The organism is Nocardia africana NBRC 100379 (assembly GCF_001612635.1).
GTDB classification, from domain to species: Bacteria; Actinomycetota; Actinomycetes; order Mycobacteriales; family Mycobacteriaceae; genus Nocardia; species Nocardia africana.
Genome location: NZ_BDAV01000014.1, coordinates 284,780 through 299,325, shown reverse-complemented (window position 1 = coordinate 299,325; position 14,546 = coordinate 284,780). Strand labels below are relative to the sequence as shown.

The window sequence follows — 14,546 nt, the reverse complement described above, 5'->3', positions numbered from 1 at the left end:
CTTGACGTCACTTAATGTACCGCTGTTTAACGGTACGTTCAAGAGCGTCGAAAAGATGACGTGACGTCGATACGTGCGCACGAAGGGAAGGGCTCGACAAGAACGGGCGTCGCACCGCCGGCCGTGATCGGCCGCGGTACGACGCCCGCGTCGTGGTAGCCGCCGGCTAGAGCCGCACGGGGTAGGTGGGCTCCTGGATATCGGGCTTGATCCGGTCCTCGACGAAGATGCCGTGCCAGATCATGAACACCAGCAGCGTCCACAGGCGACGGCTGTGGTCGCCGTTGCCGGCGCGGTGTGCCTCCAGCATCGCCTTGATCGCGGACTTGTCGAGCAGGTGGTCGGTTTGCGATTCCGCGATCTGGGTGGCGGCCCAGTCGTAGAGCTCGGGGCCGCGCAGCCAGTGCCGCAACGGCACCGGGAAGCCCAGTTTCGGCCGGTGCAGCACATGCGGCGGGACGATCGTCTCCAGCGCGCGACGCAGCGCGTACTTGGTGGTCTCCTTGGTGATCTTCTGCTGATACGGGATCTGCTCGGCGACCGCGAACACCTCGGGGTCCAGGAACGGCACCCGCAGCTCCAGCGAATTGGCCATGGTCATCTTGTCGGCCTTGACCAGGATGTCGCCGCGCAACCAGGTGAACAGGTCCAGATGCTGCATGCGGGCCACCGGATCCCAGCCGCGCGAGCGCGCGTAGATCGGGGCCGTCACATCCTGATGCGTCCACTCCGGCCGGAATTCGCGCAGTACCGACCGCAGCTGAGCGTCGTTGAAGCTGCGAGCATTGCCGTAGTAGCGCTGCTCGAGCGGCAGCGAACCGCGATGCAGCAGGCTCTTGCCGCGCGTCCCGTCCGGAATCCGGTCCGACAGCTTGCCGGCCAGCCGCCGCACACCCTTCGGCAGGTATTCGAAAGGCTTGAGCGACAACGGTTCCCGATAGATCGTGTAGCCGCCGAACAGCTCGTCGGAACCCTCACCGGAGAGCACCACCTTGACGTGCTTGCGGGCCTCCTGCGCCACGAAATACAGCGGCACCAGCGCCGGATCGGCCACCGGATCATCGAGATACCAGACGATCTCGGGGATCGCGCCGGCGAACTCCTCGGGGCTGACGGTGCGGATGAAATGCTTCGCGCCGATCGCCTCCGCCGTCTCGGCGGCCACATCGGCCTCCGAATACCCCTCCCGCTCGAACGCCGAGGTGAAGGTGAGCAGATTCGGGTTGTGCCGGATCGCCAGCGCCGCGATCGCCGTGGAGTCGATACCACCGGACAGGAAGGCGCCGACGGTGACGTCCGCGCGCATGTGCTTGGCGACCGAATCCTCGAGCACCGCCGCGATCTCGCGGTAGCGGGCGTCCTCCGAGCCGGCCGCGAACGGGCGCACCCGGAAATTCGGCTCGAAGTAGCGGGTGACCTCCGGCGTGGCGCCGGGACGCAGCGTGGCGTAGCAGCCGGATTCCAGGCGGCGGATGCTCGCGTGCAGCGATTCCGGCTCCGGCACGTACTGCAGCACCGTGTAGTGCTCGAGCGCGCGCGGATCCAGCGCGTCGGAGAGATTCAGCGCGGGCAGCAGTTCCAGCAGGCTCTTCTTCTCGCTGGCGTAGGCGGTGCCGCCCGGGCCGGTGGCCAGGAACAGCGGCTTGATGCCGAACGGGTCGCGGGCCAGCACCAGCTCCTGGGCTTCGGTGTCCCAGATGGCGAAGGCGAACATGCCGCGCAGCTTGGAGAATGCCGCGGTGCCCCAGTGGTGATAGGCCGCGACGATCGCCTCACCGTCGCCCTCGGTGGCGAATTGCGCCCCGAATTCGTCGCTCAGCTGCGCGCGCAACTCCAGGTAGTTGTAGATCTCACCGTTGAACGCCAGCGCATAGCGCTGCGGATTCTCCGGCGGACCCCAGCGCAGCGGCTGATGCGAATGCTCGATGTCGATGATCGACAGGCGGTTGAAGCCCAGGATGATGTGTTCGTCGTGCCAGGTGCCGCGCTCGTCCGGGCCGCGATGGCGCCCGCACTGCAAGGCGTCGTACACCTGCTGTACGACGGAGTCGGTGGCCACATCGGCGGTCAGAAATCCCAGCAGTCCACACACTGCGTCGAGAACCTCGTTTCCGGATCGGGTACGCGGAGAACATTCGAAACCAGTCCCCGAGTATGCCGCACCGCGGCCCGGCTCGTCGCCTCGCTGGGCGGCGGTCGTGCTCGCCAGGCATTTCGCGTCCGGCGCGCGTGGGTGCGAAACCGATCGGCCGGGTATCGCACCCGGTGGCCGGTGTGTCGAAAGCGACCCGGGGACAACGCGGGAGGCGGTTTGGTCTACGCTGCGTAGTACTCGGGAACTCTCGTGGTCGGCCGTGCGTTCGGTGCGGCTCGCGGAAGGCTCCCGAACGTGCTGAAAACGCGCCGCCCGGCATCCGGGTGGCGCCGTGTCGGATGGACGACCAGGAAGGCGTTGAGCGTGGCGCACAAGGCGAGCGAAGCGATAGGGGCACGACCCGCCCGGGTACGGCGGGGCCGCATCCTTCGGCGGGCCGGGCTGGCGGTGTCCATGGGGATCACCGTGATGCTCGTCTCGGGCTGCTCGATCGACAATCCCGTGCTTCGGTTCGGCTGGCCCACGGGTGTGACCCCGCAGGCGACCCGGATGCGGGAACTGTGGACGTGGTCGGTCGTCGCCGCCCTGGCGATGGGTGTGCTGGTCTGGGGGCTGACCTTCTGGACCGTGACCTTCCACCGCAAGAAGAAGGACTCCCCGGAGTTCCCGCGGCAGACCGGGTACAACGTGCCGCTGGAGCTGACCTACACGGCGATTCCGTTCGTGATCATCGCGGTGCTGTTCTACTTCACCGTGGTCGTGCAGAACTACGTGCACGAGAAGACCTCGAACCCCGATGTGGTCGTCGACGTGACCGCGTTCCAGTGGAACTGGAAGTTCGGTTATCAGAAGGTCGTCGGTCAGAACGGCCAGGTCTACCAGGGTGTCGACCAGACCCGTCAGGCGATGAACGAGCAGATCCAGGCCGAGTACAAGGAGCGCACCGCCGACGGCCACCCGCAGCCGGGTCCGTTGCACGGCCTGCCCGCCAACGACATCTCCTACCTGCACTACGACAAGGTCGAGACCGTCGGCTCGTCGAACGAGATCCCGGTGCTGGTGCTGCCGACCAACAAGGTCGTGGAATTCCAGCTGGCCTCCGCCGACGTCATCCACTCCTTCTGGGTTCCGGAGTTCCTGTTCAAGCGCGACGTGATGCCGAACCCGAAGGAAAACCACTCCGACAACACCTTCCAGATCACCAAGATCGAGCACGAGGGTGCTTTCGTCGGCCGCTGCGCGGAGATGTGCGGTACCTTCCACTCGATGATGAACTTCGAGGTGCGTGCGGTGACGCCGGACAAGTTCGACAAGTACATCGCCGCCCGCGAAGCGGGTAAGACCAATGCCGAGGCCCTGTCCAGCATCGGCGAGTCGCCGGTCGCGACGACCACGCATCCGTTCGACACCCGTCGCACCGCGCGTGAAGCCAGCCAGGCCGAGAGCAAGTAAGAAGGGTACTGAACTGCAATGAAGGTCGAAGCACGCATCTTCGAGCTGCTCACGGTGTTCTTCATCATCGTGGCGGTCGTCTACGGATTCTTCACCGGCCAGTCCCGCACCGGCGTCGAGTGGGCGGGTACCACCGCCATCGTGCTGACCGCCGGACTGACGCTGATCGTCGGCACCTACTTCCGCTTCGTGGCCCGCCGCCTGGACCTGCGCCCCGAGGACTACGAAGAGGCCGAGATCGTCGACGGCGCCGGCGACCTGGGATTCTTCTCGCCCGGCAGCTTCTGGCCCATCCTGCTGGCCGGTTCCGCCTCGGTCACCGCGCTCGGCTTCGCGTTCTTCCAGTACTGGCTGATCGGCCTGGGCGTGCTGTGCGTCCTGGCCTCGGTCGCCGGCCTGGTGTTCGAGTACCACGTGGGACCCGAGAAGCACTGAGCATCATCCGACGACAGCGCCCCGGCTTCGGCCGGGGCGCTTCGTTGTTGATGGAGTTGTTCCAGATATCGCCGGGACATCGCCGGAAAGCCGAACGCCCCGACATGTCTGCCGGGGCGTTCGGTCTACGCAGGGAGTTCAGTCGGGGGTGTGGTAGCGGCGGGCGCGTTCGGAGCGGCAGATGTCGTCGATACCGGAGGTGATGTCGCGCAACAGTTCCGGGGCGCCGGAGCGGCCGGAGTAGGTGCCGGTGGGGCGCAGGCGGCAGGTGAAGGTGATGAAGCCGTGGTCCTCGCCGGCGGATTCGTGCAGATACGGGGACCGCACGCCGTAGGTCATGGCGGAGATGACCGTGATGGCGCCGCTGCGTTCGCGATGGTCGGCGAACAGGTCGTGCAGGCGGTGGAAAACGGTGCTGTAGCTGCTCATGGGCGCGAAGACCGCCACCCGGTAGGCGGGGCCGCGCTCGGAGGAGCTGATCACCGTGTCCGCGAGATATTCGGCGTCGCGCAGCGTGAGGACCTTGGGTGCGAACATCAGCGCACCGGCGGCGGCGTTGCGCACCGGCATACCGGCGCGGCCACCCGCGGCCGAGGCGATGGCGCCCAACGACTTTCGTGCCCGCGCGCCCAGTTCGCGGCGGGCCCGTAGCGAGGGGGTGGCGGTGGTGGGGTGCAGACTCGACCACTGGCCGAAGCGGACCGTGCCGAGCTGGATGTTCCCGGTGCCGACCGGACGCGACACCCGCAGCGGGGCGGTGTCGACCCAGCGGCCGACCTGCAGCAGGGCGTCACCGGGGCGGGTGATCTCGGCATGCGAGTGTTCGACGAAGGTGTCGAAGTCGAGGAAGCGGTGCGCGTCGGAGGTGAGCCAGGTGTGGTCCTTGTCGACCTCGATGGCTTGCAGCGTCAGCGCCGTGATGATGCCGGTGCGCCCGGCCCCGCCGAGGATGCGGCGGAATCGGTCGGCATGGTGGGTGCGCCCGCAGGTGCCGAATCTGCCCTCGGGATCCACGTATTCGAGGGCGACCACGTTGTCGCTGAACATGCCGTAGCGGTGCGAGGCCGCGCTGAGCCCGCCGACGGCCGCGAAACCGCCGGCGGTGATCTCGCGGTGGTCGCCGACGATCGGCAGGCCCAGACCGTGTGCGGCCAGGGTGCGATCGATATCGGACAGTCGTGCGCCGGCCTGCACGCGCACCAGTCGCGCGTCGGCGTCCACCGCCTGCACCCGGTTCATCCGCCGCAGCGACATCACGATGCGGCGGTCGGGCGGGGCCGGTTCGTCGTCGAGTTGCTCGCTGTTGTGCTCGCCGCCGCGCACGGTCAGCGGTTGCGGTCGTGAATCCCGCACTGTGCGAACGACATCCGCGGTGTCGCGGGGCAGATATTCCTCCGGCAGAGCAGCGAGCGTGGTACTCATGGCCTCAAAGCTAACCACAGTAGCGGCGCTACGTCTGCACCGAAGTTCGCAGTGCAGGTGCGGGGGTTTTCGCGACCGGGGCGAAGGCGAACAATGCGGTCGCGACGGCCGCCCACAGCATCCACCCCGGGATGCCGGAACCGCCCAGCAGCGCGTGCGCGTGCCCGCTCGAGTCGGCCGACTGCAGAGCGGCGAAGATCATCACTCCGCCGTTCCACGACGCGTGCGCGATCGCCGCGGGCCACACGCTGGCCGACCGCAGGCGCAACCAGCCGAGGACGGCGCCGAAGCTGACGCAGAACGGGATGTAGGCCAGTGCCGACCAGGCGCCGATATCGGTGAAGCCGTAACCGAGCAGTGTGAGCGGGGCGTGCCAGAGGGCCCAGACGACTCCGGTCGCGATCAGCGCCACCGGGGTGCCGTAGCGGGAGATCAGTTGGGGCAGTAGCCAACCGCGCCAGCCGATCTCTTCGCCGAGGGCGTTCGGCAGCGTCGCGATGACGGACGTCGTCAGCGTCTCGAACAGCATCGCCACCAGCGTCGAGGTGTCGATGGCGCCCAGATCGAAATGGAACCAGCCGAGCGCCGCACTGACCTCGTAGCCGATCCACGCGACCATCTGCGTGCCGAGCCACGCGGCGACCATCAACCGGGCGGTGCGCGTGGGTGCCGGACCGAGTCCGAGGCCGACGTCGGCGGCGAAGCCGGGAGCCGCCTGGACGCCCGGGGCCGCGGAGCGCGCGAGGACGGGCTGCCGCATCCTCGACCGCGCCACCAGAACGGCCACTGTCGGGGCGAACATCATCAGGGCCGCTCCGTCGTGCAGCCAGGGCACCGATTCCAGGCCCTTGCCGTCGATCCAGGGAATCGATGCGAGCACCCACGCGAGCGCGTACGCGACCACGATGTAGGTGGCGATATCCGAGCGCCGAGCAACCATATGTCCGTCCTTGCGACTGAATCCGATGCCGATCGGGATCGGCCGCCACCTTTCCGGCATTCGGCGCCCCCGGATACTTCGACGCGGGGGATGTGGGATCGGTTCCCGCGCAGTGTGGTTCGGACGGAGTGTCCGGGGATGTGCGGGCGTGCCGGGCGAGTCGAGGCCGGACGTACCGTGACCTTTTCGTGAAACCGCCACAGGAAATGCGGAAAACCGCCGGATTCTGCGAGGTTTGCACGATTAGTCCACCCATCACCCGACTGCCCGATGTTTACCGTTGTTTGCGATGGTGATTCGGATGTGACATCGGCTGTCGGGTGCTTGCCCGACCGCGGGTGCGGGGTTGGGTGGGGGGATGAGCACAGTGCTGGTGACCGGAGGAACAGGCGCGCTCGGGCGGCACATCGTGGATCGGCTGCGCGAACGCGGGCACGACGTGCGGGTGCTCTCGCGGCGCCCGGGTGCGGGAACGCACGTGGGGGATCTGACGACCGGGGCCGGGGTGCGCGAGGCTGCCGAGGGCGCGGAGTCGATCGTGCACGCGGCCTCGGACTTCCGGCGCTTCGGCAAACCGGATATCGAGCAGACGCGGAATCTGCTCGCGGCCGCCGGGGGAGCGCGGCATCTGATCTACGTGTCGATCGTCGGCATCGACCGGATCCCCTTCGGTTACTACCGCAACAAACTCGCCTGCGAACAACTGATCGCCGACAGCGGTGTGCCGCATACAATTCAGCGCGCCACCCAGTTCCACGACCTGATCGCCGCGGTCCTGTCCGGGGTACAGAAGCTCCCGATCGCCCCGCTGCCCTCGGATTTTCGCTTCCAGCCGGTCGCCACCGAAGACGTGGCCACCCGCCTGGCCGACCTGGTCGAATCGGAACCACGCACTCGCGCAGACGATTTCGGCGGCCCGCAGGTACTCACCCTGGCAGAACTGACGAAGACCTGGCAGCAACACCACGGTCGCCCGCGCCGGACGGTGCGGTTGCCGCTACCCGGCACGATCGCCCACGCCTTCCGCGCCGGTTACAACACCTGCCCGGACCACGCCGACGGGACGCGTACGTGGGCGGAGTACGTGGCCGCGGACCCGGGACCGAGCTACCGGCTGCGTGGCTGATCCGCCGGAGACAAGCGGTCCAGCAGGCCGGGCAGGCGCTGCGAATATGAGTGGCCGAGCCGGTCTCGAGGCCGTGGGTCACCTCGTGCCACGGTCCGAGCCGATGCCACACCGATGCTCGTCTGCGGAGTTCGCCGGTCACCCCGTACGTGGCGGCCACGGCGGCCGAGAACTCGGGCGGCGCGCCGTACAGCGCCCACGCCAGGTCGATGGCCGGATCGCCCAGGTGCGCATCGCCGAAATCGATCACGCCGGCGGCGCGGGCGCCGCTCGACCCAGCGGCCGTCGACCAGGGTCGCCACGGTGTCCCAGCCTCCGGAAACTCCATGGCGCGACCGTAACGCGATCGCTGTGGTTCAGCAGGGACTCTGCCCGCCGACCTCGCCGGTGGTGAGCTCGATGGTGGTGCCGGTCGGGACCGAGGTTTCCGCGTCCGGAGTTTGGCGGGTGATGACGCACTGGCCGCCGCCCGGCCCGCGGCCGGTGCCGCCGGTGATGTGCGCGTACAGGCCCGCGGCGGTGAGGAGTTGGTCGGCGAGGGCCGGGCGGTCGCCGCGGACATCGGGAACGGTGACCGTGCCGGGCGAAGGCGATGCCACGCTGGAGGGCTGGATGGGGTGCACGCCGGTGGCCGTGGTTGCGGTGGCGGACGCCGTGGTCACGACGGTGGTCGGCGTTGCGGACGTGACGGTTTCGGAATCGCAGCCGGACAAGGCGGCGGTCAGCGCGAGTGCGGCGATCGAAATCCGCGCGGAGAGAACGGCACGGCGGTCGTCGGAACGGCGTGGAGAGTTCGTGGTCGGCACATCTCGACCGTAGTTGCTGCGGCGTCGATGCGCGTGGACCGGTTGTGACATGGTGTCGCCGAGCCTGTTCCGGCACCGACGGTTCCCCCGTCCACCGGCGATCTGCTGAGCCTGCTGCTGTTGCGCTGGATGGCGGCACATCCGGGCACGGCGTGCCCGCTGATCAGGTGCCGGTGGCGGTCCGGGTGATCTTTTCCGCGGTGGCCGTGACGGCGGCGCCGAGGTCGGTGAGGCGTTGGGCGGACAGGCGGGTGTCGGGGCACGCCACTACGGCGGCGATGACGCGGTCGCCGGCGAAGATGGGTGCGGCGACGGTGACTACGGCATTCTCGGCGCCGAGTTCGTCGGGGAGGTAGTCGATGGTGATCAGGTCGGTGATCATGCTGCCCAGGCGATTGCGGAGTGGATCGGTGACCGGGGAATTACGCAGGGCGGCAAGGGCTTCGAGTACCGGAGCGGATTCGTCGGCGAGGCGTTCGACGGAGTAGCCGCGGGCGCGGACGGCGTCGAGTACCGCGAGCAGACGCTCGCGATGGGCGGGGTCGGCGTGGTCGATCCAGGTGGTGCGTTCGGAATCCGGTGCCCAGGCGATGAATTCACGAGCCACCGGCGGTGCGAGGGGCAAGCGGCGGCCCTGCCGGATCCACGGCACCGATGGGGTCCCGGCGACCTCGGTGATGATGATGGAACCGTCGTCGCGTTCGGCCAGGAAAACCGGAAAGCCCTGTTCGGCAACGAATTCCCGCAACAAATCAGCGGACAGGCGGCGCAGCGGGAACGCGGCCTCCGCGCGGCGCGCGACAGCGAGCAGCCCCATCCCCAGGCCGTAGTTGCCGTCGAGATCGCGCACGGTCCAGCCGTCGGTGGTCAGCTGGGTCAGCACCGCGTGCGCCGTCGCCCGCGAGAGCCCGGTCTCGCGCACGATCCGCGCCAGCGACAAGTGCTCGGCCGGCCGGCGCGAGAGCAGTTCGATCACCCGCACCACCCGATGCGTGGGTGGTGATCCTGATCCCGCGGACGCGGCGGGAGTCGCGATGTCGATGCCCTCGGACATGGCGTCCTTTCCTGGTCGATAGGTCGATCCGCGCGGCCGGTGATCGCTCGGCGGCAATGGGTCACACCGGTCTCCGCCGCCGCTCACCGTACCGGTCGCCGCAGGCGTGGCCATGGGTGTGCGGCGGGGGTGTTCGGTGCCCGTACGGCGCGGTCGCCACCAGGAGCCGGAGGCCATCGGCCGAGCTGTCACCGGCAGCCCCTTGACCGACGCGTAGCTGTCCGCTTATCGTCGGTGTCACAATATCGAACAATAGCGTCGAATATTCGACACTGCAACCCCGAAGTGGTCGAGATTTCGGATCCGGGGAAGCGGTGCGAGCGATGCGGACAAGGCGAATGTGATGCGGACGGGATACGAGCTGTCGCATCTGTCGGCCCTCGAGGCCGAATCGGTGCACATCTTCCGGGAGGTGGCGGCCACCTTCGAACGACCGGTGCTGCTGTTCTCCGGCGGTAAGGACTCGGCGGTGATGCTGGAGTTGGCGCGCAAGGCGTTCTGGCCGGCGGCGCTGCCGTTCGCGCTGCTGCACGTCGACACCGGGCACAACTTCGACGAGGTGATCGACTTCCGCGATCGCACGGCGGCCAGGCTCGGCGCGCGGCTGCTGGTGGCGCGGGTGCAGGACGATATCGACGCCGGGCGGGTGACCGAGCGCCCGGGGGAGAGCCGGAACCGGTTGCAGACCACCACATTGCTGCGCGCGATCGCCGAACATCGGTTCGACGCCGTGTTCGGCGGGGCGCGCCGCGACGAGGAGAAGGCCCGCGCCAAGGAGCGGGTGTTCAGTTTCCGCGACGAATTCGGCGCCTGGGAGCCGCGGGCGCAGCGCCCGGAGGTGTGGAACCTCTACAACGGCAAACACCGTGCGGGCCAGCACATCCGGGTGTTCCCGCTGTCGAACTGGACCGAACTCGACATCTGGGAGTACATCGACCGCGAGGCGGTGGAACTGCCGTCGCTGTACTACGCGCACCGCCGCCCGGTCTTCCGCCGCGACGGAATGCTGCTGGCCGCCAATCCCTTCCTGACTCCGGGCCCGGACGAACCGGTATTCGAGACGACGGTGCGGTTCCGCACCGTGGGCGATGCCACCTGCACCGGATGTATAGAGAGCGAGGCCGACAACCCGGCGGCCGTGATCGCCGAAACCGCGATCACCCGGCTCACCGAACGCGGCGCCACCCGCGCCGACGACCGCATCTCCGAATCCGGGATGGAAGACCGCAAGCGGGAGGGTTACTTCTGATGAGCCGCAATCTGTTACGTCTCGCGACGGCCGGCAGTGTCGACGACGGCAAGTCCACCCTCATCGGCCGCCTGCTCTACGACTCCAAGAGCCTGTTCTCCGATCAGCTGGCCGCCATCGAACGGGCCAGCGCCCAACGTGGCGATGCCGCAACGGATCTGGCGCTGGTGACCGACGGCCTGCGTGCCGAGCGGGAACAGGGCATCACCATCGACGTGGCGTACCGCTACTTCACCACGCCGCGCCGCAAGTTCATCATCGCCGACACCCCGGGCCACGTGCAGTACACGCGCAATATGGTCACCGGCGCCTCCACGGCGGATCTGGCGCTGATCCTCGTCGACGCGCGCAAGGGTGTCGTCGAGCAGACCCGCCGCCACGCGTTCCTGGCCTCGCTGCTCGGGGTGCCACACCTGGTGGTGTGTGTGAACAAGATGGATCTGGTCGACTGGTCGGCCGCGCGATTCGAGGAGATCCGCGAGGAATTCGCCAATTTCGCGGCGAAACTGACCGTCGGCGATCTGAGTTTCGTGCCGGTATCGGCGCTGCACGGCGACAATGTGGTCACCGATTCCGCGCATACGCCGTGGTATGCGGGCCCGCCGCTGCTGAGCCACCTGGAACAGGTGCATATCGCCTCGGACCGCAACCTGATCGACGCGCGGCTGCCGGTGCAGTACGTCATCCGCCCGCATGCCGCCGACGCCGCCGCCGGCGGGGCCGGGCATCGCACCTATGCGGGGACCATCGCGGGCGGCATCTTCAAACCCGGCGACGAGGTGGTCGTGCTGCCGTCCGGGCGCTCGTCGCGGGTCGCGCGGATCTGGGGGCCGGGCGGGGTTAAGGTGGACGAAGGGTTCACCGGGATGGCGGTCTCGGTGGAACTCGACGACGAAGTCGATGTGGGGCGCGGAGATATGCTGGCCCGTCCCGGTAATCGGCCGCATATCGCCGACGAGGTCGACGCGATGGTGTGCTGGTTCTCCGAGACCACCGAATTGTGGCCCGGGGCGCGCTATGCGATCCGCACCGCCGCCCAGACCACCCGCGTGCAGGTCCACGACCTCGACTACCGGCTCGACGTCAACACCTTGCATCGTGTCACCGACGCAGAAGCCTTGGCGCTCAACGACATCGGCCGCCTCACCCTGCGCAGCCAGCGTCCGCTGATGGTCGACAGTTATCGCGACAATCGCCGTACCGGCAGTTTCATCCTGATCGACGAGGACACCGATCAGACCGTGGCCGCCGGGATGATCCTGGCCCGCGACACCGGGCCGGAGTCGGTGCCGGACGCCTCGGCCGCACCGGCGGTGGTTCGCGAGGACGTCGTCTGGCACAGCTCGTCGGTGGGCCGCGGCCAGCGCCCGCACGCCGGTGCGACGGTGTGGCTGACCGGTCTGTCCGGCTCCGGAAAGTCCACGATCGCCGTGGAATTGGAGCGCCAGCTGGTGGCCGCCGGCCGCCCGGCCTATCGGCTCGACGGCGACAATCTGCGGCACGGGCTCAACGCCGATCTCGGTTTCACCGACGAGGACCGGCGCGAGAACATCCGCCGGGTGGCCCAGGTGGCCTCGTTGTTCGCCGATGCCGGCCTGATCGCCATCGTCTCGGTGATCAGCCCGTTCGCCGACCAGCGCGAGCAAGCGCGCGGAGTGCATGCCGCGAGCGGCCTGGACTTCCACGAGATCTTCGTCGACACGCCGCTCGAGGTGTGTGAGCGCCGGGATCCGAAGGGGTTGTACGCCAAGGCCCGCGCGGGCCGGCTGCCGGAGTTCACCGGTATCGACTCACCCTACGAACGTCCCGAACACGCCGAGCTCGTGATCACTCCCGACCACGGCTCACCCGCCGACATCGCCGCGCTGATCCGCCGCGAACTGAGACTGTGAATCGCAGTACCGCCCGCACAACACGCTAGGACGACATGAGTACATCGACAGGATCGTCACCGGGAACCGCCACCGCCACCGGAAACGGACTTGCGGGCGGGGCTCCGCTGACCGAACCGTTCACCGCGGCGATCGCCGAGGCCGAGAAGCTGATCGCGGCAGCGGATTTCATCCATGATGAGAAGGATCTCGCCGAGGGCTACGCCTATCTCGCGGGCAGTATCGCCGCCTGCCTGCAGCTGTCGGGCACGCACGGCACCAGCCACCCGTATTTCGTGAGCTCCACCGGTCCGCACGCGAAAATGGGCCTGGACAACCCGGATACGCTCTACTACCACGCCAATGTCGAGCCGGGTGCGGAATATCTGCTCACCGGTGTCCGCGGCAGTACCGTCGACCTCAGCTTCCAGGTGCTGCGCGGCGACTACACCGCCACCGACGTGCCCAACGGCGACGACGCCTTCGACGACCGTCGCCTGCGGATCGCCGCCGACGGCAGCTACCAGCTCCGCTTCGGCCCGCCGAAAGCTGATGCCGGACCGAACTATTTCGTCCTCGGCGAGGGCGCCTCGATGCTCGCGGTGCGCGAGGTCTACGGCGACTGGAACGCGGAGAAGAAGGGCAGCATCCGCATCGAGCGCCTCGACACCGTCGGGACCGCGCCCGCCGAACCCGGTGTCGAACAGCTGCGCAAGCGGTATCGGGCCGCGGCGCGGGCGCTGGTGCAACGCATCCACACCTGGTTCAACTTCCCGAAGTGGTTCTACCTGGACCTGCCGGTGAACACTCTCACCGAGCCGCGGCTCACCCCGGGCGGGCTCAGCACGCAGTACTCCTCGGTCGGACATTTCGATCTCGACGACGACCAGGCGCTGGTGATCACGGTGCCGAAATCCGATGCGCCGTATCAGGGATTCCAGCTCGGCAGCCGCTGGTATATCTCCCTCGACTACGTCAACCATCAGACCAGCCTGAACAGCGCGCAGGCCCAGGTCGATCCGGACGGGATGATCCGCATGGTGGTCTCGGCTCGCAACCCGGGCATCACCAACTGGATCGAGACCACCGGACGTCGCCGCGGCATCCTGCAGCTCCGGTGGCAGCGCGTCGCCCGCGAGATGACTCCCGCGGACGGGCCGCAATTCGCCCTCGTGCCGTTCGACGAGGTGGCGGCGCAGCTGCCGCACTACGACCTCAACCGCATCGACGAGCAGGGCTGGCGCGCCCGCATCGCCGACCGCCAGCGCGGTTTCGCCGATCGGATGCTCGGATGAGCGCCGGAACGGGCCTGCTGGCCGACAAGGTGGTCGTGATCAGCGGCGTGGGCCCCGGACTGGGCCGTGCCCTGTGCGTGCAGGCGGCCGCTGCCGGCGCGAAGGTGGTGCTGGCCGCGCGGACCGAATCGCGGCTGCGGGAGGTGGCCGGCGAGATCGACGGCGCGGGTGGGACGAGCCTGATCGTGCCGACCGACATCACCGACGACGCCGCGGTGGCGAATCTGGTCGAGCGCACGGTCGAAACCTTCGGCCGGGTCGACGCGCTGATCAACAACGCCTTCGCCATGCCGTCGATGAAACCGCTGGAGCGCACGGACTTTCAGCAGATCAGCGACAGCCTGGAGTTGACCGTTCTCGGCACACTGCGGGCGACCCAGGCCTTCACCGACGAACTGGCCAAGACCCACGGCGCGGTCGTGATGATCAACTCGTCGGTGCTGCGGCACTCCGAACCGCGCTACGGCAGTTACAAGGTCGCCAAATCGGCGCTGCTGGCGATGTCGCAGACGCTGGCAACCGAACTGGGCGCCAAGGGGATTCGGGTCAACAGTGTGGCGCCCGGCTATATCTGGGCCGACCAGCTGAAATGGTATTTCGGTGAGGTCGCCAAGAAATACGGCATCACGGTCGACCAGGTCTATGAGCAGACCGCCTCCCGGTCGGATCTGAAGCGCCTGCCCGAACCGGACGAGATCGCCAGGGCCGTGGTGTTTCTCGCCTCCGAGTGGGCCAGCGCCATCACCGGCCAGACCCTGGACGTCAACTGCGGCGAATACCACGTGTGAGGAACAGAATTTC

12 protein-coding genes and 1 pseudogene are annotated in these 14,546 nt (G+C 68.0%); 7 read left to right on the top strand and 6 right to left on the bottom strand.

Annotated features, from left to right (window positions below):
• Positions 1 to 166: 166 nt before the first annotated feature.
• Positions 167 to 2,092 (bottom strand): asparagine synthase (glutamine-hydrolyzing), encoded by a 1,926-nt coding sequence (asnB, locus tag NA3_RS26195; protein ID WP_062966274.1) that lies wholly within the window; start codon positions 2,090 to 2,092, stop codon positions 167 to 169.
• Positions 2,093 to 2,548: 456 nt separating this feature from the next.
• Between asnB and ctaC the strand changes: the two genes are divergently transcribed.
• Both ctaC and NA3_RS26185 read left to right on the top strand, forming a co-directional pair.
• The gene (gene ctaC, locus NA3_RS26190; RefSeq protein WP_062966273.1) at positions 2,549 to 3,547 is read left to right on the top strand and encodes an aa3-type cytochrome oxidase subunit II; all 999 of its coding nucleotides are present in this window, start codon (positions 2,549 to 2,551) and stop codon (positions 3,545 to 3,547) included.
• Positions 3,548 to 3,565: 18 nt separating this feature from the next.
• Entirely contained in the window at positions 3,566 to 3,982 is a 417-nt protein-coding gene (locus NA3_RS26185) for a cytochrome c oxidase subunit 4 (RefSeq protein ID WP_062966272.1), read from the top strand.
• A 138-nt stretch (positions 3,983 to 4,120) separates the two neighbouring features.
• Here NA3_RS26185 and NA3_RS26180 read toward each other — a convergent pair whose 3' ends face one another.
• Both NA3_RS26180 and NA3_RS26175 read right to left on the bottom strand, forming a co-directional pair.
• Positions 4,121 to 5,404: an FAD-binding oxidoreductase gene (locus NA3_RS26180; RefSeq protein ID WP_062966271.1), complete on the bottom strand. Its 1,284-nt coding sequence runs from the start codon at positions 5,402 to 5,404 to the stop codon at positions 4,121 to 4,123.
• Between the two features lie 28 nt (positions 5,405 to 5,432).
• Positions 5,433 to 6,344, bottom strand: coding sequence for a CPBP family intramembrane glutamic endopeptidase (locus NA3_RS26175; protein ID WP_063917766.1), 912 nt, complete (start codon positions 6,342 to 6,344; stop codon positions 5,433 to 5,435).
• 358 nt (positions 6,345 to 6,702) lie between these two features.
• Between NA3_RS26175 and NA3_RS26170 the strand changes: the two genes are divergently transcribed.
• A complete protein-coding gene (locus tag NA3_RS26170) occupies positions 6,703 to 7,470 on the top strand; it encodes an SDR family oxidoreductase (protein ID WP_062966269.1) in 768 nt (255 codons plus the stop codon).
• Between the two features lie 172 nt (positions 7,471 to 7,642).
• Here the strand turns inward: NA3_RS26170 and NA3_RS39330 are convergent.
• The 3 genes and pseudogenes from NA3_RS39330 to NA3_RS26160 form a co-directional block, all read right to left on the bottom strand.
• Positions 7,643 to 7,798: pseudogene (locus NA3_RS39330) on the bottom strand (phosphotransferase); the annotation flags it as partial.
• A gap of 28 nt (positions 7,799 to 7,826) precedes the next feature.
• On the bottom strand, positions 7,827 to 8,276 hold the full coding sequence (locus NA3_RS26165; RefSeq protein ID WP_062966268.1) for a PASTA domain-containing protein: 450 nt from the start codon (positions 8,274 to 8,276) through the stop codon (positions 7,827 to 7,829).
• A 163-nt stretch (positions 8,277 to 8,439) separates the two neighbouring features.
• The gene (locus NA3_RS26160) at positions 8,440 to 9,330 is read right to left on the bottom strand and encodes an IclR family transcriptional regulator (RefSeq protein WP_227995307.1); all 891 of its coding nucleotides are present in this window, start codon (positions 9,328 to 9,330) and stop codon (positions 8,440 to 8,442) included.
• 343 nt (positions 9,331 to 9,673) lie between these two features.
• On the opposite strand from NA3_RS26160, the gene cysD reads away from it, so the two are divergent.
• From cysD to NA3_RS26140, 4 genes are read left to right on the top strand one after another with little or no spacing between them, the layout of a single operon-like run.
• Positions 9,674 to 10,579 carry a sulfate adenylyltransferase subunit CysD gene (cysD, locus tag NA3_RS26155; protein ID WP_062966267.1) on the top strand — a complete coding sequence of 302 codons (906 nt, stop codon included), beginning with the start codon at positions 9,674 to 9,676 and terminating at the stop codon, positions 10,577 to 10,579.
• The gene (cysC, locus tag NA3_RS26150) at positions 10,579 to 12,471 is read left to right on the top strand and encodes an adenylyl-sulfate kinase (protein WP_062966266.1); all 1,893 of its coding nucleotides are present in this window, start codon (positions 10,579 to 10,581) and stop codon (positions 12,469 to 12,471) included. Before cysD ends, cysC begins: the two co-directional genes overlap by 1 nt.
• A 35-nt stretch (positions 12,472 to 12,506) precedes the next feature.
• Positions 12,507 to 13,745 carry a hypothetical protein gene (locus NA3_RS26145; RefSeq protein WP_227995306.1) on the top strand — a complete coding sequence of 413 codons (1,239 nt, stop codon included), beginning with the start codon at positions 12,507 to 12,509 and terminating at the stop codon, positions 13,743 to 13,745.
• Entirely contained in the window at positions 13,742 to 14,533 is a 792-nt protein-coding gene (locus NA3_RS26140; RefSeq protein ID WP_062966265.1) for an SDR family oxidoreductase, read from the top strand. The genes NA3_RS26145 and NA3_RS26140 overlap by 4 nt, the downstream gene beginning before the upstream one ends.
• Positions 14,534 to 14,546: the final 13 nt, after the last annotated feature.